The sequence below is a fragment of the Elongatibacter sediminis genome (assembly GCF_037892215.1).
GTDB classification, from domain to species: domain Bacteria; phylum Pseudomonadota; class Gammaproteobacteria; order Xanthomonadales; family SZUA-36; genus Elongatibacter; species Elongatibacter sediminis.
The window spans coordinates 58826-81230 of sequence record NZ_JAZHOG010000001.1; the positions used below are offsets into that span (position 1 = coordinate 58826).

Consider the following 22405-nt stretch of genomic DNA (forward strand, 5'->3'; position numbering starts at 1 on the left):
TTTACGTCGCGCCGGGATACGGTCCCGGCGACAAGGGCCGGGATTATAGACAAACAGCGCGGACGACCCCGGACGCCAGGGTATGGTTTCCGGCCCCGTCCGACCGGTTCGAAATCAACGCGAATCCAGGCTCCAGGGATCCTCGCCCTCCAGGGTACGGCCGTGCCCGGTAGCCTGCTCATAAGCATAGGCGGCGCGTATCAGCAGGGGTTCGGAGAACGCGGTTCCGATGAAGGACAGCCCGACCGGCAATCCCTTTACCCGTCCCATCGGCACGGTTATGTGCGGATAGCCGGCAATCGCCGCCATGCTGCTGGTGCCGCCGTGAAAGGTATCGCCGTGCACCAGGTCGATCGAAAACGGCAGGGCATTGGTCGGCAGCACCAGCAGATCCACCCCGTGCTCGGCCAGAAGCCCGTCGATCGCGGCCCGGGTGAAGGCCTGAACACTGGCCCGTGCGGTGACGTAGCCCACTTCCTCCAGCCCGCCTTTCTCCAAAGCGGACTCGAACAGTTCCTGGCCGAACCAGGGCATCTCGCGGTCGGCCTGCGCGCGGTTGAATTCAACCAGGCGCTGCAGGCTCAGGCCACCGTACTCGCCCGGCAGGGTGGCCAGGTAGGCGTCGAGGTCGTGGTGGAACTCGTACAGCAACACGTCCAGGGATTGTTCCCAGAATCCATCCGGCCAGTCCGGCAAGGCCAGATCATCGACCAGCGCGGCGCCGGCGGCGGACAGGTCTTCCACCGCCACATCGAAGGCTACGTCGGATCCGTCCCCGAAGTCGCGCGAGCGCACCACGCCGATGCGCAGGCCGTTGAGACCATCCGGGCTCAGCGCGGATACATAGTCGCGCCCGAAATGATCCGCGGCCGCCGCGGACGCCGGATCCCCGGGATCCGGGCCTTCCATCGCCGCCAGCAGCAGCGCGGCCGCGCGGACCCGGTAGGCCATTGGACCGGCCGTGTCCTGGCTGTGGGCGATGGGGACGATGCCGCGCCGGCTGACCAGTCCGATGGTTGGCTTGATTCCGACGATGCCGCTGTACGCGGCGGGACAGACGATGGAGCCGTTGGTTTCGGTGCCCACCGCGAAAGGGACGTAGCCGGCGGCGACCGCCGCCCCGGAACCGGAACTGGATCCACAGGCCGAGCGCGACAGGTCCCAGGGATTGCGGGTCAGACCGCCCACTCCACTCCAGCCGCTGGTCGACTTCGAACTGCGGAAATTCGCCCATTCCGACAGGTTGGTCTTGCCGGCGATGAGCAACCCGGCCGCCCGCAGCCGCCGGGTGATTTCAGCATCGCGCCCGGTGCGGTTCCCGGCCAGCGCCAGGGAACCGGCCGTGGTGGGAAGATCCCGGGTTTCGATGTTGTCTTTGAGCAGAACCGGCAGTCCGTGCAACGGCCCGCGCGGTTCCGGCTCGGCCGCCAGCGCCCTGGCCTGCGCTTCCAGGTCGTCAACCAGCGCGATGACCGCGTTCACCCTGGGCTCCCAGCGCGCCATTCGGCCGCGCAGCAGGCGCGCCACCTCCGGCTGCGTCTCCGCACCCGACGCTACCGCCCCGCTGTCGAATTCAGACCCCGTTCCACGTCCCGTTACCAGGTAGGTGGCGAACGAGCCCAGCCAGTGCCCGCCTTCATAATGTTCACCGGTCACCGCGGCGAGGCCGGCGCTGGCCTGCAGCCGTGCCGCCGCGGCAATGGCCGCCTTGCGCGGATCCGCGTCGGGCAGGCCGGCGGCCATGCCGGCCAGCGCCCAGGCCCGGCTCAGGTGCAGGCCGTCGAGATGGGCCAGCTTGCCGTCGGTACGATCGGTGACCTCGGCCAGCGGCAGCCAATGGCCGTTCCCGTCCTCGGGAATACCCGGAAGAAATTCGTGCAGCCAGGCCGCGTACTCCACCGGAGATTGCACCCGGCGCATCAGATCGGCCTCGGCCAGGCACGGGGAGAGAAAATCCTGTCCACCCGGCTCGTAAGCCAGCGGACACGCCGTGTCGTGACCATGGAACCGCCGGGCCAGTCCGGCCACCTGCGCCTCGAACGCGGTGTCACCCGCGGTGCGGGCCCAGTCGATGAACAGTGCGAAGGCGAAGGCGGTCTGGGCGTGTTCGCCGATCCGAATCGGATAAGCAAGCCGCTCCAGCCACGACCGCATGCGTTCGGCGAACAGGCGCTCCAGCGGTTCCAGGGCGGCCAGCCAGCGGCGCGCCCGGGGATCGTCCCATTCGCGCAGTTCGTGGGTCAGCTGCAGCAACCAGGCCGCGCCGTAGGGGCGCTCGAACGATTGGCGCGCTTCGCGCGACAGGTAGTCCACCTCGGCCGCGACGAGGTCCGCCTGGAAGCTGCGGTCGAGAGCGGCCTCGATGGCCACCGCATCGACCTCACCGGGCGCCAGGCGCAGAAGCCGCACCAGCAACCAGTGACCGTGCACTGCCGAATGCCAGTCGTAGCAACCGTAAAATACCGGCGTGAGCCGGCGCGGCGGTCCGGCATCCGCGTCGCTCTCCAGCACGTGCGCGATTTTGTTCGGGTATTCCTGGTGCACGCAGGCCAGCGCCAGTTTCGCGAAACGATCGAGCGGCACCGGCGCCGCATCGGCAGCTGCCGCGGAACCGGGCAAAACGCTCGCCAGTAAGAAAAAAACCAGAGGCAGCGCACCGCGCGGGAAACGCCCGGCGCGGCGGGCCTGATCGGCACAGGAAGGGCTCGGGACGAATCTCATCGAGGTCATGGTGTAGCCGGGGCGGTTGTCATTGGGCGCAAGTATACGTCAGCCCGCCGCGTACCCGGCTCGACGGCGTGGCTGCGCCCCCGTACACTTTTCAGCCGGTAAGCGGAAAGTGGAGACTCATGGATTCGGACAGGACCGAGAGGATCAACGAGGACCTCAAGGCGCGCACCGGCATCGACTTCAGCCGCTACCGCGACCCCCGGCTGTCCGCCGCCATCGGCAACGCAGTCACATTCCCGCTGTATCTCGGCCGCTCTCTGTCCCGCCCGGTCGGGCTGTTGCTGCTGCTGATCGTGTTGCTGTTCTTTCTCACCGACAACGCTTTTTTTCGCACCCTGCTCGTCTTCCCCGGCAGCCTGCTCGTCATCGTCAACGGCGTACTGCTCGGCCTGGTGCTGTTCATCCAGCGCATGGGCGGAGACATGAAGCAGGTTTTCGACATTTCCACCGATCTGTGCGTGCAGGCGCTCCGTGACGTGAGCACCGCCCGCATGCGCTTGCGCGACCGTGATGCTTTTCCCGGCACGCTGGAGATATTTCAGGGCGTCAATACGATTGTCATACTGCCGATCGTAATCGAGACCCTGGAACGAAAAATCCCCTTCCTGGGCAGGCTGGCCGGCAAACTCACCGAACGGTTTTTCCGCCTGGCGGATGCCCGCCTGGCGGCCCGCATCGCGCGGGCCGCCCCCGAGGCCCCGGGAACCGGCGCGCCGGCCGAGCCCGCGCAGGCGGCGGCCTGGCTGGACGCAGCCGAGCGCGGAATCCAATCGGTTCAGGCCGCCATCGGCAAGGCCGTCAATGGAGTGACACGCGTGGTGGCTTTTCCGTTCGTGGCGGTGCTGGCGGTCGTCGCCTTCGTTTCCATCGGACTGCTGTACGGCGGCTGGGTGTTGACGGGCTGAACCGGCCCAATGCCCCAATCGCCGGCCGAACCGCCGGCCGCCAGCCTGCTATTCCTCGTCATCAAACCCGTTTTCGACGGGTTCGGACTCCTCCAGGGTTTCCAGCAGATTGATCGCCACGCCGACGAAATCGGTATCGGTCACGATGCCCAGCAGCCGGCCGTCCTCCACGACCGGCAGACAACCCACCTTGTGTTCTTCGAGAAACAGCGCGGCCTTGCGCAGGCCGGCGCCGGGACCGACGGTGACAATGCGGGTGATCATCACATCTTCGACCCGGATGTCCGAGGCATGCAGGCGTTGTTCCTCGGAGCGCAGGAAGGAATCGGTGGCGGCCAGCACATCGGTTTGCGTAAGCAGACCGATGAAATCACCGTCGCCGTCGACAATGGGGAGATGCCGGATGCGGTGTTCCTGCATCAGGGTTCGCGCCTCGGCGAGCGTCGCGTCCGGCTGCGCCGTCACCAGATCGGTGGTCATGATGGAATTGAGGTTCAACATTTTCGCTCCTCCCCTGCCCGCTCGGGAAACCGGTGACTTCCATGCTAGCGGACCGGGCAGCCGAACCCGGCGATCTGGGTCAAATCAACCCGACTTCCCGTCGACGCGGGGCGCCAGGAACATCGGGGTGTAGATAGCGGCGAATATCGAAAATGCCGCCAGCCACAAACCACCGGCCACCTGCACGACCGTTGCATAGGACCAGCCGGACACTGCCGGCCCGAATACCCGCACCATGACCGCGAAGATCAACAGCAGGTAGGAAACCGCCATCGCCGGGCCGACCTTCAGAGCCCGTCCCGTATGGCCCAGGGAGGCACGGGACATGACCGCGAGAATCATCACCGCGGCGGCCCCGGCGCCCAGCGCGTGCAACCAGAAAGCCGCCCAGGCGAAACCGCCCAGCAACGCCGCCGCCTTGAGCAGCAATCCCGCCGGAATCCAGACATATCCCGCGTGCAGCACCCAGACGATGGGATCACGCAGGGTCCGGTGCCCGTTCCAACCCGACATGCGCACCAGCTGCAACAAGCCCGCCACGGCAGCGACCCAGCCCGCCACGGTGCCACCGGGCCGCACCAGGTCGGTGATTACCACCAGAACCATCAGCGCGATGACGGCACGTTCCAGCAAGGCGTGACTGCGCATGCGCAGCGTGACACCCCGCGCCCGCAGCGCATTGGCCGTGAACGCGGGAACGATTCGCCCGCCTATGACGGTGATGAGCAACAACACGAGATTCAACGCAAACCGCACGGCTGACCCGGCCAGTGCGGCATCGCCACGCTGCAGCGCCAGCATGAACACGATGTCTGCGGACCACAGGGCCAGCAATACGAACAGCAAAGGCGTGTTGCGATTGCGTGAGCGCAGCAACGGCGGCGCGAGCAGCGCGGCCACGGCAGGCAGAAACAGCAGTTCCGCCACCGCCACCAGCGCAAACGGCAGCAAGCCGGCATAGGCCATGGCCAGCCGCCCGGCAACCCAGAGTACCGTCAACACCACCAGCGGCCAGCCCGCGAAGCCCCGGCTGGAAGTCCAGCTGGGCACCGCGGTGAGCATGAAACCGGCAATGGCCGAAACCACGAATCCGAACAGCATTTCGTGCGCGTGCCACTGCGAGGTGGGAAGTCCCGGTGCCCACGCAAATCCGCCGGTGTAAAGCCACAACCAGGCGCCGATACCGACCAGCGCAAACCATCCGGCCAGCATGAAGAACGGACGAAAACCGTAAGAGAACAGAACCGTCATGCGCGACGGCCGGATCGGGCTTTGAAGATTCATACCGGACTCATGTGTGGTGGTAGGCGGGCGCTCCTGGTTGGACTTCCGATTCTACCGTCTTGGCCGGCCGTCCGCTCACCGGTTTCAGCCGGCGCAGGGCCACGTAGAACACCGGCGTCAGGATCAACCCGAAAAGGGTCACGCCGAGCATGCCGGAAAACACGGTCACACCCATGGAATACCGGATTTCGGCCCCGGCGCCACTGGACAGAATCAGCGGCACCACGCCAGCGATGAAGGCTACCGACGTCATCACGATGGGCCGCAGGCGCAAGCGGCAGGCCTGGATCGCGGCACGCAGCACGCCCATGCCCTGGCGTTCGAGATCACGGGCGAACTCGACGATGAGAATGGCGTTCTTGCACGCCAGGCCCATCAGCACCACCAGGCCCACCTGGACGAAAATATTGTTGTCCCCGCCGGTGAGCCACACCCCTCCCAGGGCCGCCAGCGCCGCCAGCGGAACGATCAGGATCACGGCCAAGGGAAGAACCCAGCTCTCGTACAGGGCGGCCAGCACCAGGAATACGAGCAATACCGCCAGCGGAAAGGCGATCATCGCGGCATTGCCCTGGGTCACCTGCTGGTAGCTGAGATCCGTCCATTCGAAATCCATGCCACTGCCCAGCACCTGCGGTGCGAGGGCCTCGATCGCGGCGATGGCCTCGCTCGAAGAGGTCAGCCTCGGATCGGCCTCGCCGATGACGTCGGCCGCCGGATAGCCGTTGTACCGGATGACCGGATCCGGCCCGAAGGACTGCGAGACCGTCACAACACTGCCGATGGGCACCATTTCACCGCGGTTGTTGCGCACCCGCAGATCGGTGATGTCCCCGGCCTCGTCACGGAACGATGCATCGGCCTGGGCCATCACCCGGAAGGTGCGGCCGAACCGGTTGAAGTCGTTGACGTACATCGACCCCAGGTAAACCTGCAGCGCTTCGAAAACCTCGGTCAGCGGCACGCCAAGCTGCTTGGCCCGCACCCGGTCCACGGTGGCTTCGAGTTGCGGCACGTTGGCCTGGTACGAAGTAATCGGATACTGGAAACCGGTTTGCTGCGACAAGGCCCCGGACAAGGCCTGTACGGCATCCTGCAAGGCGCCGTAACCCAGTCCCGCACGGTCCTGAACGAACAGGGAATAACCGGCGCCCGTACCCAGGCCCTGAATGGCCGGAGGCTGAATCGCGAAGGTAAAGCCCTCCTGGATGCTCTGCAGCCGCATGTTCAGTTCCTGCACGATCTCGCCGGCGCTTCGCTCACGCTCGGAGAACGGGGCCAGCGCGAAAAACACAGTGGCGGTATTCGGCGTGTTGTTGAACTGCAGTACGTTCAGACCGGGAAATTGAACCGCGTGATCGACGCCCTCCGTGGCCAGCGCGATTTCACCCATCCGCCGCACCACCGCTTCGGTCCGATCGAGCGACGAACCCTCGGGCATCTTGACCCCGCCGATCAGGTAGAGCTTGTCCTGGCCAGGAACGAATCCGCCCGGCACCGACTGGAAGGCGAACACGGTCAGCACGAGCAAACCGCCATACAGCGCCAGCATCCGGCCACCACGCCGGAAATTGCGGCCCACCCCGCGCGAATACGCCCGGGAACTGCGCTGAAATACCCGGTTGAAGGGTCGGAACAGCCAACCGAACAACGCATTGATCACGCGTGTCGGCCCGTCGGGACTGGCGCCGTGTGGCCGCAACAGGGCTGCCGCCAACGCCGGCGACAGGGTCAGGGAATTGATCGCCGAAATAATCGTCGATATCGCGATGGCCACGGCGAACTGGCGATAGAACTGTCCCGTGACACCGTCCAGAAACGCCATCGGCACGAACACTGCGCTGAGCACCAGGGCGATGGCCACGATGGGGCCACTGACTTCACGCATCGCCTGGTGCGCGGCCGCCCGGGGCGACAGGCCCCGTTCGATATTGCGCTCCACGTTCTCGACCACCACGATGGCGTCGTCCACGACGATACCGATGGCCAGCACCAGCCCGAACAGGGTCAGGGTATTGATCGAAAAGCCCAGCAGCAGCAATACCGCAAAGGTACCGACGATGGATACCGGAACCGCCAGCAGCGGAATGATGGACGCCCGCCAGGTCTGCAGAAACAGGATGACGACGATGATCACCAGCACGATGGCTTCCAGCAGGGTCTTGATCACCGACGCGATGGAATCGCGCACGAACACGGTCGGGTCGTACACCACCTCCCAGGAAATGCCTTCGGGAAAGCGGTCGTCGAGTTCGGCCATCTTCGCGCGAACGCCGTTCGACAGCTCGATGGCGTTGGAGCCGGGAGACTGGAAGATGGGAATGGCCACGGCCTGCTTGTTGTCCAGCATCGCGCGCAATGCGTATTCGGAAGCACCCAGTTCGATACGGGCCACGTCCGACAGCCGCGTGATCACGCCATTGTCGCCGGTCTTGACCACGATATCGGCGAATTCGGCCTCGGTGACCAGCCGTCCCCGGGTGTTGATGGACAGGGTCAGATCGGTGGCCACCGGCTGCGGTGGCGCGCCCAGCCGGCCCGCCGAAACCTGTATGTTCTGCTCGCGAATGGCGTTGACGATATCGCCGGCCGTCAGTCCGCGGGCGGCCGCCTGATCGGGGTCCAGCCAGATCCGCATGGAATAATCGCCGGCACCGAATATGACCGCCTCGCCGACACCGGGCAGACGCGCCAGTTGATCACGCAGGTTCAACACCGCGTAATTGCGCAGGTAGACGGCATCGTAACGCCCGTCCGGCGAGGTCAGGTGCACCACCATGGTCAGGTTGGGCGAACGCTTCTGCGTCGTCACGCCCAGCCGGCGCACGTCTTCCGGCAGGCGTGCCAGGGCCTGGCTCACCCGGTTCTGAACCTGCACCTGGGCCTGGTCGATGTCGGTGTCCGGTTCAAAGGTGACGGTCAGAGCCAGCACGCCGTCACTGCCCGCCACCGACTTCATGTACATCATGTCCTCGACGCCGGTGATGGCCTCTTCGAGCGGGGTCGCCACCGTTTCGGCGATCACCTGGGGATTGGCGCCGGGATAGCTCGCCGTCACCTGAACGGTCGGCGGCACCACGTCCGGGTATTCGGTCACGGGAAGCTGCGGTATCGCGATGGCCCCGGCGATGAAAATCAGGATCGACAACACCGCGGCGAAGATGGGCCGCTCGATGAAAAAACCCGAGAAGTTCATCTGCCCGGCTCCAGCACGGTAGCGGCGGCATCCTCGCCGTCGCGCTCCAGCGCGGCGATACGTGGTGCGCTGTGCGGCATGTCACCCATGGCGATGGGCTCGGGTGCCACCTGCATGCCCGGCATGAAAATGCGCTGAATCCCGTGCACGATCACCCGGTCGCCCGGCTGCAGGCCGGACGTGATGACCCGCAGGCCTTCGACCACCCGGCCCAGGGTCACGTCTCGCCGTTCGGCACGGTCGTCCGGTCCCAGCACGTAGACATACTTGCGGTCCTGGTCCGTCAGAACGGCCTTGTCGTCGATCAGCAGGGCCGGAAAGCTGCCGCTGCCCAGCAATTGCACCCGGGCGAACAGCCCCGGGGTAAAGATCCGCTGGCTGTTGTCCAGCACAGCGCGTGCCCGGATGGTGCCCGTGCTGGCGTCGAGCTGGTTGTCGACAAAGTCCATGTAGCCCTCGTGAGGAAAGCCCGATTCATTCGCCAACCCCACCCGAACCGGATTGTGCGCATCGCGCGAACTGGGACGCTCCCCGTCGCGGGCCATTTTCACGTAGCGGAGGTAGGTCTGCTCGTCACCCTCGAAATACACATAGATCGGGTCGATCGACACCAGGGTCGTCAGCAGCGTGGCATTGGGCTGGGTGGAGACCAGGTTGCCAGGCGTGACCAGCGCCCGCCCGGCGCGGCCGTCGATCGGCGCACGCACTTCAGTGAATTCCAGGTTCAGACGCGCCACCTCGGCCCGGGCCTCGGCCGCGCGTATGGCGGCCTCGCCGCGCTCCGCAGCCGCAGCGCGCTGGTCGAAGAGTTCCTCCGCGATCATCTGTGCCTCGACCAGCTTACGCGCCCGCGCCAGCTCGGTACGAGCCAGTTCGGCTTCGGTGCGGGCCTGGGCGAGTTCCGCCTCGGCCTGTTCGAGTTCCGCGCGGTACGAGCGCTGATCGATGACGAACAGCACGTCACCCTTGCGCACCTCCTGGCCTTCCTCGTAGGCCACGGCTTCGATGTAACCGGATACGCGGGGGCGGACTTCAACGGTTTCGGCGGCTTCGATCCGGCCGTTGAATTCATCCCATTGCTGCACTTCCTTCGCCACCACCTCGGCCACGCTGACCGGGGGCGGAGGCGGAGCCTGACGGGTTTCCGCACCGCTTTCGCTGCACGACGACAGCAGCAGGCCGACTGCCGCCAGCAGGCCCGCCCACATGAAATTAGACCGTGACATGATTCACACTCCTTCTCCGGCGGCTTGCCGCCGCCACCCTGCGGATCCACGAATCCCAGGGACTTGACATGGATTTCTCACACTGCAAAAATGCTCTCAATGTGACTATACCGTTCGGTAACATTGCGTATGTTACTGACCGGTCACTCCCACTGTCAACAGGTCAAAGGTCATGGCGACATCGAACACCGCAGAAGCAACTCCGAAAACCACCCGCAAAGGCCGCCGTCCGGCCCGCGAGCGGATTTTCGAAGCCGCCAAGGAACTGTTTTATCTCAATGGCATACGCGCCGTTGGCGTGGAAGGCATCGCCGCCGAGGCGGGCACGACCAAGATGAGCCTGTACCGCAGCTTTCAGTCCAAGGACGAGCTCGTCGCCGAGTGTCTGCGCGACCACCAGAATGAGTTCTGGGCGTGGTGGGACGACGCAGTCGCGCCTCACGAGGGCGATCCCAAGGCCCAGCTCTTCGCCCTGATCGACGCGTTCCAGATGGCCAGTTGCGCCAGCACCAGCCACGGCTGTCCCCTGGCCAATGCCATCGTCGAAATCAATGATGACGAACATCCGGGGCGCCAGGTCATCACCGAACACAAGAACGAATTTCGCAGGCGGCTGCGCGCGTTGAGCCATGAGATGGGCGCGCAGGACCCCGACCAACTCGGCGACGCCCTGATGTTGCTGATCGAAGGCAGCTACGTCTGCCAGCTTATCTTCGACCGCTCCGACTGCCCCATCGACAGCCTGTACTGGTCGGTGCGCACCCTCGTCGACGCCCACATCGACGGCGACTGACCCCCCCTCGCTTCCACCGCGCACTGCGGGGCAATCGAATACCACCTGTTCCGGTCTAATGACCTGACCACCGTCCCGCGCAGCACCTGCGGGCGCCTCCAACACCGATTGAACCGACTCTTTTTGACAGGCGGCATGCAGCTTCGTACCCTTCAGATTCGCGACCGGAAAGGCCCAGCACAATGAATTCGACAGCGGCAGGCACCACCCGCCCCGGATCGCCTGCGCCCGGCGAACGCTACCAATCCGTGCGCGATCTCACTCCGGCCTTGTGCCAATCCCTTGAACCGGAGGACTACGTGGTCCAGACCATGCCGGATGTCAGTCCGGCCAAGTGGCACCTGGCGCACACGACCTGGTTCTTCGAGACTTTTGTGCTGGCCAGGTATGCCTCCGGCTACGTAGCCTACGATCCGCACTATCACTATCTGTTCAATTCCTACTACCAGTCGGCCGGCGACATGCATCCGCGGCCGCAACGCGGACTGCTGTCGCGCCCGACGGTGGCTGAAATTCTCGCCTACCGCGAGCATGTCGATCAGGCCATGCAGGAACTGCTGGCGACCCAGGCGGACCACGAAGAATTGGAGTTCCGGCTGACCCTCGGCCTCAATCACGAGCAGCAGCACCAGGAACTGCTGCTGACCGACATCAAGCACGTGTTCTCGGTAAACCCGCTGCAACCCGCCGTCAATCCGGACCTGCCGATGGCCGCGGCGGGTGCCGGGCCCGCAGCGTGCGGATTTCAAGCCCTGACCGGAGGCATCCACCGGATCGGCGCCCGGGGCGACGGCTTCTGTTTTGACAACGAAACCCCGCGGCATCGCGTGCTGGTGCCCGATTGCACGATCGCCGATCGACTGGTCACCAACGGTGAATTTCGCGAATTCCTGCGCGACGGAGGCTATCGCGAGCCGGCCTTGTGGTTGTCCGACGGCTGGGCCGCGGTGCAGCAACAGGGCTGGAAACGCCCGCTCTACTGGAACGAGGATCTCGAACATGAATTCACCCTGGCCGGCCCGCGCGCCATCGACCCCGCAGCGCCGGTCTGCCATGTGAGTTACTACGAGGCCGACGCCTTCGCCACCTGGGCCGGCGCACGCCTGCCCACCGAGGCCGAATGGGAAGTCGCGGCCGCCGAATCACCGGTCGAGGGAAACCTGCTGGAAACCGGCTACTGGCATCCTGTACCGGCCAACGGCAATTCCCCCCAATACTACGGAGATGTCTGGGAATGGACGCAATCCGCTTACGCCCCTTACCCCGGGTTCAAACCACTCGCCGGTTCGCTGGGCGAGTACAACGGAAAATTCATGTGCAACCAGATGACTGTTCGCGGCGGGTCCTGCGTCACCTCCGCCGACCACATTCGCGCCAGTTACCGGAGTTTCTTCTATCCCGATGCGCGCTGGCAGTTCCTGGGCTTTCGGCTCGCGCGGGACGGGGGATGATGGCATGAACTCCGCAGCACGCAAGGTGTTACTCACCGAACAGTCCGAAGCCACATCCGGCGACCTGGCGGAAATCCTGTCCGGGCTCCGGCAGGAGCAGAAAACCCTGCCGCCGAAATTTTTCTACGACGAACACGGCTCCGAACTGTTCGAACGGATCTGCGAGCTGCCGGAGTACTATCCCACCCGCACCGAACTCGACATCATGGAGCGGTACGCCGGCGACATGGCGGCCCGGACCGGCCCCCTGGCCAGCGTGATCGAATTCGGCAGTGGCGCCAGCCTCAAGACCCGCACCCTGCTCGAACACCTCGAACGTCCCGCCGCGTACGTGCCGGTCGACATCTCGGGAGATCACCTGCTGGCGGCCGCACGCAGTCTGGCGCAGGACTTTCCGGATATCGAAATTTTGCCGGTCGCGGCGGATTTCACCCGGCCGTTTCCGCTGCCGGACCCGAAAATTCCACCGCGCCGCAACCTGGTCTATTTCCCCGGTTCCACCATCGGCAATTTTCTGCCCGATGCGGCGCTGGACCTGCTCCGGGTGATGCACCAGGAAGCCGGCGCCGGCGGCGCCCTGCTGATCGGCGTGGACCTGCGCAAGGATCCCGCGGTGCTGGAACGTGCCTACAACGACGATCGCGGCGTCACCGCCGCCTTCAATCGCAATATGCTGTATCGGCTGAATCGTGAATTCGGCGCCGATTTCGACCCGGCGGCGTTCCAGCACCGGGCCGTGTGGAACGACGCAATGGGGCGAATCGAAATGCACCTGGTCAGCCGCGAGGACCAGACGTTTGAAATCGGCGGCGAGACTTTCACACTGCGGCAGGATGAATTCATCACCACCGAGTATTCCCACAAATACACGCAGGAACAATTTCGCGGCCTGACCGAGGCGGCCGGTTTCACGGTGGAACAGGTGTGGACCGATCCGCGCGAATGGTTCAGCGTGCAGTTCTGCACGCGCGACTGATCCCGCGCCGGCCAGGCGGCCTTACTCCCGGGAAGAACGCATGATGAAGCGCGGTTTGAACACGTCGACCCAGGCCGGTACCAGGAACATCGCCGCCGAGGCGTTCAGAATCAGCATGATCATCAGCAGCCGAGCGGCATCCGCCTGGAAACGCAGTTCGGAGATGAAAATCCACATGATGATGCCGCCGATGAGCGTGGTGGCGGTCACGGCGATCGCCACCCCCGTGGTGCTCACGGCCCGCTTCACCGCCTCCTGCAGGTTGTCGACGATGTGCATCTCCTCCCGGATCCGATCCATCATGTAAATCGCGTAGTCGACGCCGAGCCCGATCCCCACCGCGATCATCGGCACCGTGTTCACGTTCAGGCCCAGGCCCAGGATACCCATGCAGGCATACGCCAACAGGGTCGCGAAGCCCATCGACATCAGGATCATCACGCCGGAGTGCAGCGAGCCGTAGAACCACACGGTGAACACCAGGATCAGCACCAGCACGGCCGGCACCACGATCAGGTTGGTCTGGAACGCTTCCTGGTCGATGGCGGCCGTGACCCCCACCGGGCCGCCGGCCAGGTCGATATGCAGGCCCTCGATACCGCTGCCCACCTCCTCGATCCAGGTCTCGGCCATGTGAATGGCGCGCCGGATGGTCTCACCGGTGTGGTCCTTGTAGTAGAACACCATGTTAGCCAGACGTTCGTCGGTGTCGATGAACTCCAGCAGCGCGCCCGGAATCGGCGCCGACATCATGTACATGTACATCAGACCGCCCACATCCAGTGGCTGACCCGGGATGATGGCCCAGCGCGGGTCGTCGTTACGGGTCATCTGGTTCACCTGCATCACCAGGTTGGGCAGGCCCTTGGCGCCGCCCAGGGTCTCGTCCAGCAGCATGTACACCTGGAAGTCCCGCAGGGCCTTGATGATGTGAGGTTGTTTCAGGCCGCCCTTCTCGTCGGTACGCGCGATGATGAACAGCTCCTCGGAGCCGGGGAAGGACTCGTTGATGGCGTGGGACGACAGGTTGTAGTCATGGTCGCTGTACAGCAGCGGCGATCCCGGCTCCGGCTCCCCGACCACCACCCAGGAACTGAAATAGGCCGCGACCACGGCGATACCCAGGCACACCCACAGCACCATGCGGGAACGCCGCGGCGTTCCGGTCACCGCGGCCAGTTTCGGGAATATGCTTTTCAGAACCGTATGCTTGACCTCCACCTGCTTCGGCTGGGGCAGCAGGGCGAGCATCATCGGAATCACCACCAGCACCGTGACCACCATGCTCAGCGCCCAGAACGAGGCGTAGACCGCCATGCGGTCATTGATGGGCACCGACCCCAGGCCGATCAGCGCCAGCGCCGCGGCATCGGCGACGATGGCCAGCGAGCCGGGCCGGAACAGTGAATTGAAGGTGTTGCGCGCCGCCAGGATACGGTCATGCGTATGACTCAGCTCCAGGTAATAACGCTCGACCTTCTGGATGCCGTGTGACATCGACCGGGCCGAAATCAGGAACGGCACCACCAGCATCAGCGGATCGAGGTTGTAGCCGAAAAAGCCCATGAAGCCGACACCCCAGATGCTGGTCAGAATCATGCCCAGCAGAGGCAGCAGAATGCCGTACAGGCGTCGTGAATAGACCACGAGAACCAGCAACACGATGAAAATCGTGTACAGAAAAATCTGCAGGATCTGCCCGCTGTACGAGTCGATCCAGCCGACCAGCATCGGGTGCCCGGTCGCATAAATCGTGAGGCCCTCGACCGCTTCGGCCTCGCGGATGGCCTGGATCTCGTCGAACACCACGCGGTAGCGCAACTCACCCTCGTTCAGGGTGCCCTTGATCAGGGCCGATTTCATATCGGGGGAGACCAGCAGACCGTAAACCCGCGGATTGGACTGCACGTCGCTCTGCATCTGTTCGAGCTCGGCCGGTGTATACCCGCCCTTCTGCGGATCGTAATACGTCTGCGACTGTATGGTCCCGCCGGCGGTCTGGGAGATTTTGCGGATATTGCGGTGGGTCAGGCTGGTCACCAGGTTGTGATTGATGTTGGTGACCTCGTCGACCGCCTGGGTGATACGGTGGATGCGGTCCAGGGTGTCGTTGGTGAAGATCGTGCCCTCGTCCACCTCCACCGAGATGATGATGATGTTGGCGCCGCCGAAGGTATCGCGAATCGAGTTGTGCAGTTGGATGTAGGGGTGATCCTGCGGCAGCAGGTGGGCAAAATCGGACAGCATTTTCACCGACGGAATCTGCCAGGCGAATCCGGCCGTAACGGCGAAAATCAGGCCCAGAACGACCTTTCGGTGGTCGAACAGCAGGTCGCCGAGGCGTTCGAACAGACGGTCGCCGCGTTTTGAACTCATGTCAGCGCCCTGCCACGGCCGCGCCACGGTCTGCCGACCCGGCCGCGGACCCCGCCGGATCGATGACGTACAGGGCTCCCGCCTGCCCCCCCACCAGCAAACGGCCATCTTCCAGCCCGTGCACCAGGCGCAGGAACAGGCGAATCGGCTTGCCGTGATCCACCGCGCGCCAGTGGCCATTGCGCAGTTCCTGGATATTGCCTTCGCCGCCGACGGCGTACAGGGCTCCATCGGTGGCCGCGATGCCGTACAGCGGCGCACGCGTGGTGGTCGCCTCGGCGTTCCATCCCCTGCCGCCATCGGTGGTCAGCAGAACCTGACCCTGAAGGCCCACGACACGTCCGTGCAACACATCGGAGAAATGCATGGCCTGGGGATAGAACTCGGCCGGCAGATCGGGCAGGCGTTCCCAGTTGGCGCCACCGTCCGTGGTTTTCAGCACCGTGCCGAATTCACCGGTCACATACCCGTTGTCGCGATCGAGGAATTGCACATTGGTCAGAATAATGTCCTCGTCCAGCGTGAACAGTGACCAGTTCCGGCCCAGGTCGGTGCTGGAGAAAATGCTGCTGAAACTGCCCACGACCCAGAGACGGTTGGCCGCGTCACAGGCGATGCCCTGAACCGCTTCCTCGGATTCAAGCACCGTCGGCGACCAGCTTGCGCCCTGATTTCCGGACACGCCGTTTTCGGACACCCACACCTGACCGTCGGCGGCCAGAGCCGCGAATGCGCCGCCGGGACAATGCGCCACTCCAATCAGGGCCGGCCAGCCCGGCAGTTCGGTACGCTGCCAGGACGCGGCCTGATCCTGCGAGGTCAGAACCACGCCCTGATTGCCGACGACCACCACCGTTCCATCACCGGAAGCGGCTGCCTGGTACAGATCCGACCGGCGCACCGGCTCGGCCATCTGCCGCTGCACTGCCTCGAGGTCCAGCGGCGCCTCGCAGGCGGCCAGAAGGAGCGCCAGCGCACCGGCGACCAGGCGTGTGGCCTTAACGTCCGCGCTTGCGCAACTGCTGGACATTGAACAGGTTCGGCTGGTTATCCTCGTCGGTGATGATGCTCTTGAACTGCAAGGTGGTGCAATGGTTCGCCTGAATGTCCAGCAGCACGGCGAAGTCGTCGAGCGCGACACCCTTGCCCTGGTTTTCCGGGATGTGGTTGTCCGAATGGGTCTTGCCGATCGGGAACCACTTCCACATATCGCCCTTGCGGTCATAGGTGATCAGGGAGGCCATGGTCATGGTTTCGGCATCCAGATTGATCACGCGACGACCGATCGGGTGGTTGGGATCCTTGGGTGTGCCGATCAGGGTGTGGGTCTTGCGCAACTGGTAGGTGACAGCCGGAAAGCAGTTGCCCTTGCCATGCACATCGACGAAACGGTAACCGGTGGGGTCGTCGGCCGGCTGGTCGGACAGTGCCATCTCATTGTGGTTGTAGAACGGCAGCAGCAGGTTGCGCGAGCCGCCGTACTCCCAGCTGTAGTCCGTGACCCTGCCGTTATAGCCCTCGAAGTCCTCGATCATCAGGTCGGTGCCGAGAAAAGCATCCGTGGTCTGACCCGCCGCCAGCCGCCGCACGCGGCGCTGGAAGCCCAGGTACAGCCAGGCGTCATCCCGCTTCGTGTCGTCATCGTAGCGGTGAATCAGCAACTGCGTATTGGCCAGATCGAAGGGCTCTTTCACCAGGCTGTAGATGCCACGGAAGATCTGGCCGGGGTTTTCCTCGTACTCCGGAATCGGTTCGAACTCCACCCGGTGCTTGTAGTTCAGAAAATGCCATTCGAACTTGATCACCCGCTCCACCTTGCCGGTATCGACATTGCGGAAGGTCCACCAGAACGGGTAAATGGTCTCCGAGTCGCCCGAGTTGAATCCGTACTGGTAGTTCCACACCAGCTTCTGTCCGGCATCCGGGTCATTCGGGTCGGGCTCGGCCGGAAACGCCCGTCCGGCCACGTAGTTGGTCAGCGTACCCGCCTCGGTCAGCGCGACGTCGCCGTTCTGGCGCGTGGCGGCGATGTATTTCTCACTCAGCGGGAATTCGGTCGTGGGTGCCGTTTCCACCTCCACCCAGCCGTTCTTCACGAAGTAGAACAGCGCCTCGTCCATGATGGCTTCGAAGGTGTCGGCATTCTGCGCATTGACCGTCATGCCCGGCGTGTAGCCCGGAAACTCCGGCGTCCAGTCCGTGTACGGATGAAAGGACTGTTGAATGACTTCCTCGGCAATCTCGGCCGGTTGAACCGGTCCGGCGGCCAGCACCACGCACGTGGCGGCGGTGGTCAGGATCAATTTCTTCATGATGTCGTACCTCCGTCGCAGGTTCAGAAGCTGTAGCGCAACAGGAACTGGATTTCGCTTTCGGCCTGCGCCATGCCTATCGGCCCGGCGCGGAACGCGCCCAGTGGCGCGAAGCCCGCCAGTCGATTCACCGACTGCCCCACCGGCAGTGTCCCGGCCCCGGGCGTGCCCTCGGCCGGGTCGGTGAACGGTGGGAACTGGTTGCACGCCCGGCAATCGTCGAAGTCATTCTTCGAGGTGCCGAATTTCAGGTTCGCTCCCAGGGTCGCGGTCCACTCGTTGTTGAACTTCCAGTTGACCGACGGACCCACCACCATCGAGTGTGCCTTCGAGTCCCAGGCCAGCAGCAGGGTCGGCGTCAGCCGGTCATTGAAATAACCGCCCTGGATCAGCAGAGTCGTCAGGATGTTGTTCTCCCAGTCCGGCATGCCCGCCTTGCCGCCCGGCGTCGTGATCAGCTCATGATCCAGCAGGTGCTGACCGAACACCTGCAGCGAGACCAGGAACGAACGGTTCGGGTTGAGGAAGCGGATGAAGGTCGGCCGGTCGATGCCGATCACCCAGCGCACCACGTCGGACTCCGAGTACAGCGACGGGCGCAGCGTGTTGACGAACTCCTCGCCACTGGTGTGCGCCAGTTCCACCCGGATCGACGACTTCAGCGACTCGACGTAGAAGTCGGCCGAAGCCCCGAACATGGTCACCCGCGGGAAGTGAATATCGAAGGCCAGCAGGTAGGGCCGTTGCATCTCGGTCAGGTAGCTCTCGCCGGCGGCCTGTTCCAGCGCCCCGCACACCGGGTTCAGCGCCGGGTCGCACAGGAACGGGTTGATCGCGGCCGGACCTTCCGAGCCGCCATGCAGCGATGGCAGCTGCTGGTGGAAGTACAGGAAGTTGAACGAGAAGCCGATGCCGCGGTACAGGCCCTCGACCCGCAAGCCGATCTCGGGATCCTCGAAGGCGCCGTCCGGGCGGTCCGCGTCGACGCCGCGGATGCCAATGGTGTGCGCCGGGAAAGTCGTCGCCAGAGTGCCGGTGGAGTTGCCGTTGCCCAGGGTGGGCGCGCCCAGCCCGATGGGCGGCGGCAGCGACGCGCCGCCGGTCTGGTTGGGCGCGAAGTTGCCCACCGTGCAACCGTAGTGCCAGCAGGTCGACAGCGCCCGGAACAGATCGCCGGCACCGAGAATGGTGTAGGGCTCGCCGCCCTGCCCCAGCGTGTGCGGCCGGAAGTCCTCGAATTTCCAGATGAACTGGAAGTTCAGATCGTCGAACTGACCGACCACGCCGGCCCGGTACTCGGCCGAGAAGATTCCCATCGGGATGCGGCTGTCTTCGAACTCCTCGTAAATATTCTGGATGGAAAAGTCGATCGGATTGACCTGGTCCAGCACGCGGAACAGGTCGGTGCGTCCCCACACCACCTGTTGGCGGCCGATGCGGAAATTGAGCTCGCTGCCGCCGTCGAAAGGAATGGTGGCGTCCAGATACAGTTCACGCATCCAGTCGTAGCGGTCGTTGAACTCGGGGAAACGCAGGTTATCCGAATCGGCGTCCATGTAGCCGGCGATACAGCCGCGCGGATCCACATCGCAGGGCCGGGTCGGATAGGCCAGTTGGATACCGCCGAAGCCGGGCAGACCACCCGTGGTATCGAACATTTCGCCGTTCAGCAGGCGCATGAAGTCGTTCGGGCTGGTGCCCAGGAAAAACCCGTTGAGATAAGGCGAGGTGCCGGACACGAACGGGTTGGTTCCAGGCAGAACCACCGCGCTCTCGAACGGCGATGCGGCGGCGCCCCACGGCACCTGTCCGGGCAGCCCCAGCGCCGGCCCGCCCTCGCTGGCCAGGAACACTGGCCCGCCGGAGGTATCGCCCCACAAATCGTCGTCCAGGTCGTAGGCGGCATCGTAGGAGGCGCGCAGAATGCCGTGAAACGAGAACTCGGAAAACATCCCGGTCGGCTCGGTGAACTTCGAGAACTCGACCTGCACCCGGTTGCGCATCTTGCTCAGTCCGTCTTCGGCGCTGTCGGTGCGTACGTGAGTGGTATTGTCAATGAATCCGCGGACTTCCAGACTGCGGTCGTTGGAGTACCAGATGGCCTGCGCGGCGTTGCTCAGCAGGAAAAGACCGACAGCCAGGCTGCCGAACAGTAAACGGACAGGACAGCTAAAACCGGTCTTGCTCTTCATGCTCTTCCCTCCTCCGAATCGTGCCCTTCTGGAATTGGCCGGAGCGGATCGTGGACTACAACGAATGTGTTTTTTGTTTTAACTGCAATTCATTCGTACCGATCGCTGAACAACGGGGGTTGCGCCCCGGGTCAATAGAGATCATCTTAAAGGCGGGAGCATACAACGAATTGATCTAGGTCTGCTCGAACAACATTTGAACTGTTCGAGACGTCTGCTGTGATTGAACCCGTCCGTCATTCCTGTCAGGCTCTGCCTGACGGGCCATGCTTATCCGTCTCATGCCGTCCGGCTTGCGGACGCACCAAAGAATTTGCTATTCATGGACATGGAACTGATGCAAAACCCGTCTACCCCCTTTTCGTCAATCGACGATGTTGAACGACAATTCGCCAGGCACCGATACATCACCGACCGGATGCTGGCCACGACCGTATTTCTGTCCACCACCGTCGGCAAACCCCTGTTCCTCGAGGGGGAACCCGGGGTCGGCAAGACCGAAGTGGCCAAGGCCCTCGCCGCCAGTCTCGACGCCGAACTGATCCGGCTGCAATGTTACGAGGGTCTCGACGCCCAGAGCGCACTGTACGAATGGAATTACCCGCGGCAGATGCTGGAACTGCGGCTGCAGGAAGCACGTGGCATCGACCGCGAACAGATTGGCGCCAACCTGTTCAGCGAAGATTTTCTGCTACGCCGTCCGCTCTTGCAGGCGCTCAGCGCCCCCGCCGGACGCCGAAACGTATTGCTGATCGACGAAGTCGACCGGGCCGACGAGGCCTTCGAGGCCTTCCTCCTCGAAATTCTGTCGGATTTCCAGATCACGATCCCGGAACTGGGCACGATCCGGGCGGAACAGAAACCGTTGGTGGTTCTGACATCCAATCGCTCACGCGAGCTGCACGATGCACTCAAGCGGCGTTGTCTGTATCACTGGGTCGAGTTTCCGGACTTTCAGCGTGAACTGCGCATTCTCGAATCCCGGGTTCCGGGAATTGGCGACGAACTCGCCACCCAGATTTGCCGGTTCATGCAGTGGATCCGCACCCAGGACCTGTTTAAACGCCCGGGCATCGCCGAAATGATCGACTGGGCCGAGGCGCTGACCGCACTCGGTGCCGACGACGTCGATACCGAGGTGTTGCAAACCACACTGGGGTGCATCCTGAAATACCAGCGCGATCTGCAAAGCGTCCAACAACAGGATCTCGCCGTCGTGGTCGATGAAGTGAAAGGCGCCAGCGCCCGGGCCTGAAGATGCAGCCTCCGCTTGAGCTTTTGCAGCCATTGAGCACGCCGGGAGAGCGCCATCTCCTGCACCAACTCGTGCAATTTTCACATGCCCTGCGCCAGGCCGGCCTGCCGGTGTCCCCGGCCAACCTCGTTGACCTGTGCGATTGCCTGCGCTTTGTCGACATCCGCGACCGCCGTGATTTTCACGCCGCCGCCCGCGCCACCCTGGTTTCCGACCAGGATGGGCTGGGCGTGTTTGAAAGCGTTTTCGACGCTTTTTGGAACAGCAGCGAAGACACGGAACCGAAACCCCGCAAACGCGACCCGAAGAACCGTGACGATGCGCCCGGCCGGCGAACCCAGACCGCGGTGAGCCAACTCCACGTGCTTGCTGACGACGAGCGCGGCAGCAAGAACAAACCCGGCAACACCCCGCTTTCATGGAGCCAGTCCGGTGCCCTGACACGCAAGGACTTCAAGCACATGACGGACGAGGAGCTGGAAACCGCTCAGCGTCTGCTGGCCCGGATGGTCGCGCTGTTACCCAGGGCGCCGAGCCGCCGCCAGGCACCCGGCGCGAACCGCGGTTCACTGGACCTGAGGCGCATGCTGCGCGCCAACGCCCTCAGTGGCACCGATGGACTCGAGCTTCGCTACCGCCGGCCGCGCCCGCAACACCCCCGCCTGCTGCTGCTGTGCGATGTGAGCGGCTCCATGGAACGGTACAGCCGCTTTCTCATCAACTTCATTTACGGGCTGCGCCGACAGATCACGCGCACCCACGTCGCGGTGTTCGCCACGCGCATGACGGAAATCACCGATGTACTCAACCAGAGCGACATCGCCCAGGCCTTGCAGGAAGTCGGCGACCAGGTGCGCGACTGGGGCGGGGGCACCGATATCGGCCGTTGTCTCCAGGCCTTCAACGACCGCTTCGAAGACCGCATGCACCACGCTCACACGACCGTCATCATTCTCAGCGACGGCTGGGACCGCGGTGACGCCGGACGCATGCGCGACGAAATTCAGCGTCTGAACAGCGCCGTGCAACGCCTGATCTGGCTGAACCCGCTGTTGAGTCACGATGCATACCAGCCGTTGTGCCAGGGCATGCGCACCGCGATGCCCTTCATCGACGATTTTCTTCCGGCACACAACCTGGAAAGTCTTGAAGCCTTGCTGCGCCAACTGCGCTCCGGCACCCCGGCGCTTGCCGTTCACTGAAACCCG

15 protein-coding genes are annotated in these 22405 nt (G+C 63.9%); 6 read left to right on the forward strand and 9 right to left on the reverse strand.

The features are described from left to right. Positions 1-114 precede the first annotated feature (114 nt). Complete coding sequence (locus V3330_RS00225; RefSeq protein ID WP_354693355.1) at positions 115-2730, reverse strand: amidase; 2616 nt, start codon at positions 2728-2730, stop codon at positions 115-117. 119 nt (positions 2731-2849) lie between these two features. Here V3330_RS00225 and V3330_RS00230 point away from each other — a divergent pair, with 119 nt between their 5' ends. Then, entirely contained in the window at positions 2850-3635 is a 786-nt protein-coding gene (locus V3330_RS00230) for a hypothetical protein (RefSeq protein ID WP_354693356.1), read from the forward strand. Positions 3636-3683: 48 nt separating this feature from the next. Here the strand turns inward: V3330_RS00230 and V3330_RS00235 are convergent, their stop codons facing one another. The 4 genes from V3330_RS00235 to V3330_RS00250 form a co-directional block, all read right to left on the reverse strand. Next, positions 3684-4136 carry a CBS domain-containing protein gene (locus V3330_RS00235; RefSeq protein WP_354693357.1) on the reverse strand — a complete coding sequence of 151 codons (453 nt, stop codon included), beginning with the start codon at positions 4134-4136 and terminating at the stop codon, positions 3684-3686. A gap of 84 nt (positions 4137-4220) precedes the next feature. After that, positions 4221-5420 carry an NnrS family protein gene (locus V3330_RS00240; RefSeq protein WP_354693358.1) on the reverse strand — a complete coding sequence of 400 codons (1200 nt, stop codon included), beginning with the start codon at positions 5418-5420 and terminating at the stop codon, positions 4221-4223. Between the two features lie 7 nt (positions 5421-5427). Continuing rightward, the gene (locus V3330_RS00245) at positions 5428-8616 is read right to left on the reverse strand and encodes an efflux RND transporter permease subunit (protein WP_354693359.1); all 3189 of its coding nucleotides are present in this window, start codon (positions 8614-8616) and stop codon (positions 5428-5430) included. Further along, positions 8613-9842 carry an efflux RND transporter periplasmic adaptor subunit gene (locus V3330_RS00250; protein WP_354693360.1) on the reverse strand — a complete coding sequence of 410 codons (1230 nt, stop codon included), beginning with the start codon at positions 9840-9842 and terminating at the stop codon, positions 8613-8615. The genes V3330_RS00245 and V3330_RS00250 overlap by 4 nt, the downstream gene beginning before the upstream one ends. A 172-nt stretch (positions 9843-10014) precedes the next feature. Here V3330_RS00250 and V3330_RS00255 point away from each other — a divergent pair, with 172 nt between their 5' ends. The 3 genes from V3330_RS00255 (at position 10015) to egtD (ending at position 13062) form a co-directional block, all read left to right on the forward strand. Then, positions 10015-10635 carry a TetR/AcrR family transcriptional regulator gene (locus V3330_RS00255; protein ID WP_354693361.1) on the forward strand — a complete coding sequence of 207 codons (621 nt, stop codon included), beginning with the start codon at positions 10015-10017 and terminating at the stop codon, positions 10633-10635. Between the two features lie 182 nt (positions 10636-10817). Further along, the gene (gene egtB / locus V3330_RS00260) at positions 10818-12086 is read left to right on the forward strand and encodes an ergothioneine biosynthesis protein EgtB (protein ID WP_354693362.1); all 1269 of its coding nucleotides are present in this window, start codon (positions 10818-10820) and stop codon (positions 12084-12086) included. Between the two features lie 4 nt (positions 12087-12090). Further along, a complete protein-coding gene (egtD, locus tag V3330_RS00265) occupies positions 12091-13062 on the forward strand; it encodes an L-histidine N(alpha)-methyltransferase (protein ID WP_354693363.1) in 972 nt (323 codons plus the stop codon). A 21-nt stretch (positions 13063-13083) separates the two neighbouring features. Here egtD and V3330_RS00270 read toward each other — a convergent pair whose 3' ends face one another. From V3330_RS00270 to V3330_RS00285, 4 genes are read right to left on the reverse strand one after another with little or no spacing between them, the layout of a single operon-like run. Then, positions 13084-15438, reverse strand: coding sequence for an efflux RND transporter permease subunit (locus V3330_RS00270; protein WP_354693364.1), 2355 nt, complete (start codon positions 15436-15438; stop codon positions 13084-13086). 1 nt (position 15439) lies between these two features. After that, entirely contained in the window at positions 15440-16468 is a 1029-nt protein-coding gene (locus V3330_RS00275; RefSeq protein ID WP_354693365.1) for a WD40/YVTN/BNR-like repeat-containing protein, read from the reverse strand. Beyond that, positions 16437-17750: a DUF1329 domain-containing protein gene (locus tag V3330_RS00280; RefSeq protein ID WP_354693366.1), complete on the reverse strand. Its 1314-nt coding sequence runs from the start codon at positions 17748-17750 to the stop codon at positions 16437-16439. Before V3330_RS00280 ends, V3330_RS00275 begins: the two co-directional genes overlap by 32 nt. A 23-nt stretch (positions 17751-17773) precedes the next feature. Beyond that, positions 17774-19942: a DUF1302 family protein gene (locus tag V3330_RS00285; protein WP_354693367.1), complete on the reverse strand. Its 2169-nt coding sequence runs from the start codon at positions 19940-19942 to the stop codon at positions 17774-17776. A gap of 328 nt (positions 19943-20270) precedes the next feature. On the opposite strand from V3330_RS00285, the gene V3330_RS00290 reads away from it, so the two are divergent. Together V3330_RS00290 and V3330_RS00295 are read left to right on the forward strand one after the other, a co-directional pair. Continuing rightward, entirely contained in the window at positions 20271-21197 is a 927-nt protein-coding gene (locus V3330_RS00290) for an AAA family ATPase (RefSeq protein WP_354693368.1), read from the forward strand. Positions 21198-21199: 2 nt separating this feature from the next. Then, positions 21200-22399 carry a vWA domain-containing protein gene (locus V3330_RS00295; protein ID WP_354693369.1) on the forward strand — a complete coding sequence of 400 codons (1200 nt, stop codon included), beginning with the start codon at positions 21200-21202 and terminating at the stop codon, positions 22397-22399. Positions 22400-22405: the final 6 nt, after the last annotated feature.